The organism is Mesorhizobium sp. M0106 (assembly GCF_040322715.1).
Lineage (GTDB): Bacteria > Pseudomonadota > Alphaproteobacteria > Rhizobiales > Rhizobiaceae > Mesorhizobium.
The window spans coordinates 1-2,440 of the sequence record NZ_JAMYUA010000110.1 but is presented as its reverse complement, the minus strand read 5'-3'; the positions used below and the strand labels follow the sequence as shown (position 1 = coordinate 2,440).

Below are 2,440 nucleotides of genomic sequence, written 5' to 3'. Positions count from 1 at the left end.
TTCGGGTATTTGGCCTGCCATTTGGCGATCCACTGCGCCAGGTCGCGTTTGACCTCGGCAAGGTCGCGCCGGTCGTAGAACCATCGGAGCTCCATCAGGCAATCGTCGTCGACCTTGCGCGGCACGTAGTCGAGCGCGTTTCTGAGGAGTGCACGTAGGGGCTGTTGAATAAGTCCTCTGCCACTGATTCAATTGAGCAATCGTTGATTCGCCGGAGGATTCGCGATGCTCGGCCGGAAAGAGCGAGATCAGCTCGAACTGTTCATGACCGGCTCGCTACGACAACTTGTTCCCGATGACCATGTTCTAGCCAAGGTTGACCGTGTGCTTGATCTGTCATGGCTGCACGGCGACGTCGCGGATCTCTATTGCAATGACAATGGTCGCCCGGGCATCGATCCCGAGGTCGCAGTTCGCCTGATGCTCGCCGGCTTCCTGCTCGGGATTGTGCACGATCGCCGGCTGATGCGCGAGGCCCAGGTCAACGTCGCCATCCGGTGGTTCGTCGCTATGGCCTGCATGAAGCGCTGCCGGATCATTCCTCGTTGACACGCATCCGCCAGCGCTGGGTCCAGGCCTGCATCGAGGCAAAGTTCGCGAAGGCGGAAGAACCCTGACCGTCGTGTACTGTGCAACCGCTCACCCGGAAAATCACATCACGTCATCTTACGTTTTGAAATAGGCTCAAAGTACGACAGGCCGATCATATTCCCGTTCGAAATGATGATCTCCAGTGAAACTGTAAAATTTGATTTCGGAACGTGACCTGATCGAGCGTAGATGTCAATTTCAATATCCTGAAATTCAATAATGTTTTTATAAATCGGAAAATACGATTTATATACCGCCTCCTTCAAAACAAATAGAAGCCGCCTCTTATGCAGGCTCAATTCATAAACTTTTCGCTCGCGTGGGGTAGCAATCAATTCGACTAATTCCCTCGGCAACGGTTCGTTAGGTTCAATGTCAATACCGAGCGTTGCGATCCTTTTCTTCTCTGCAATGGCTGCTGCTGCTGCTGTATCGTGGTGAGCCAATGAGCCGACAATGCCAGCTGGCCAAGTCGGAACACCAGATCGTGTCTTGACGATAGGGGTCGGGGGAAATCCCATTTGGCCAAGGAGTGTTCGCGCAATTATTCTAGCAGCACCGCTTTGACGACGGACTTTGGCCACAGCGCGTCCTAGCGCGGCAACTTCTGAAGAGAACAAGGCGGTTTGGTCGCCGTGTTCTATCCGACGAATGCCGATGAGGATGTTCGGGTGATCAGACGGGATAATCTCTACGTGTTGAATCCTTTGAGCTTGAAAGTATGACACAAATCAACAGCCAGCGCCGCTTCAGTTGACAGAATGGTCACCGTAAGCCGTCCCGCCAAGTGCCGCGTCACCGGCTTCGTTCGATCGTAGAGTCCGCACGACCCAAGGCTCGTGACAAGGAGCGTGCCAGAATTACGCTGTTTTCCGGAATACTCATCATCGTCACGTGGTCGCCTGGGCTCGGTGTGGCGTGAACAGAGGTCGTGCTCAAGACCCGGTCCCAACCGCGCATGGGCGAACTGGCCTCTGGACCTGTAAAGGCTTTATCAGGTGGTATCCGACGACTGATGAGTGGCTCAATGGCATAAAACTGATGTATCTCAATTGGCAGGGATGGAACTTGATACGACTGCAGCGCCCTATGAAATTGGGCGATTCTTTCATACATCAGAACGTCATTGTGGAGATCACGATCCGGAGGTATTGCTCCAATTTTCTGTGCCTTTTCGAGCAGCTGAGCAATTGAACATTGTCCAGCAGAGCGTTCCAACACTTTGAAGCTCTTATCATCCATGGATTCGAAACGTTCCAGCACCATATTTCGGACGATCTGAGACGGGGATGTGCTCGATTGATTTGCAATCAACATAACATCGATGAACGCCATGAAAGACACGGTTTCATCCAGACCCAGTAAACGCTGGGCTATGGCGTAAGCCAAGATGCCACCCGAGGAGTATCCTGCGAAGCGGTACGGACCTTGGGGCTGAATCTGTTTGATTGCCAGGACCACCGTTGCAGCAATCGCTTCAAGGGTCATTGAACGAGCTTCATCGAAAGACGGCCACGGCAAAGCATAGACGGGACAGTCTACGTTCATTTCCTTTACCAAGCTGAAGACATAGGAACAATCGCCCCAACCTGTGGGAACAAAGAACAGCGGCGGCTGCGATCCGGTTGGTCGGACGGAAATCACTTCCGTACTACTGGGCTGTGGCTCCAAAGGAATCTTCGATGCAAGGTCCTTCAGAACGGGAGCTTGGAAGAGGCCAGCGGCGCTAAAGTTCAGGCCAAGATCTAATGCTCGACTGAGCACCTGCACCGCCAGCAGCGAGTGGCCGCCGAGCTCGAAGAAGTTGTCATGGCGTCCGACCCGCTCGACCCCGAGAAGCTCCGCCCAG

Annotated in this window: 2 protein-coding genes and 2 pseudogenes; 1 reads left to right on the top strand and 3 read right to left on the bottom strand. The window is 53.6% G+C overall.

Annotated features, from left to right (window positions below; translation table 11 throughout):
- Positions 1-146: pseudogene (locus NKJ55_RS35230) on the bottom strand (transposase); the annotation flags it as partial.
- A 79-nt stretch (positions 147-225) separates the two neighbouring features.
- On the opposite strand from NKJ55_RS35230, the pseudogene NKJ55_RS35225 reads away from it, so the two are divergent.
- Positions 226-608: pseudogene (locus NKJ55_RS35225) on the top strand (transposase); the annotation flags it as partial.
- Between the two features lie 48 nt (positions 609-656).
- Here NKJ55_RS35225 and NKJ55_RS35220 read toward each other — a convergent pair.
- Entirely contained in the window at positions 657-1,319 is a 663-nt protein-coding gene (locus tag NKJ55_RS35220) for a 4'-phosphopantetheinyl transferase family protein (RefSeq protein WP_352453899.1), read from the bottom strand.
- A 67-nt stretch (positions 1,320-1,386) separates the two neighbouring features.
- A partial coding sequence (locus tag NKJ55_RS35215; protein WP_352453898.1) for a thioesterase domain-containing protein occupies positions 1,387-2,440 on the bottom strand: 1,054 nt, incomplete at its 5' end.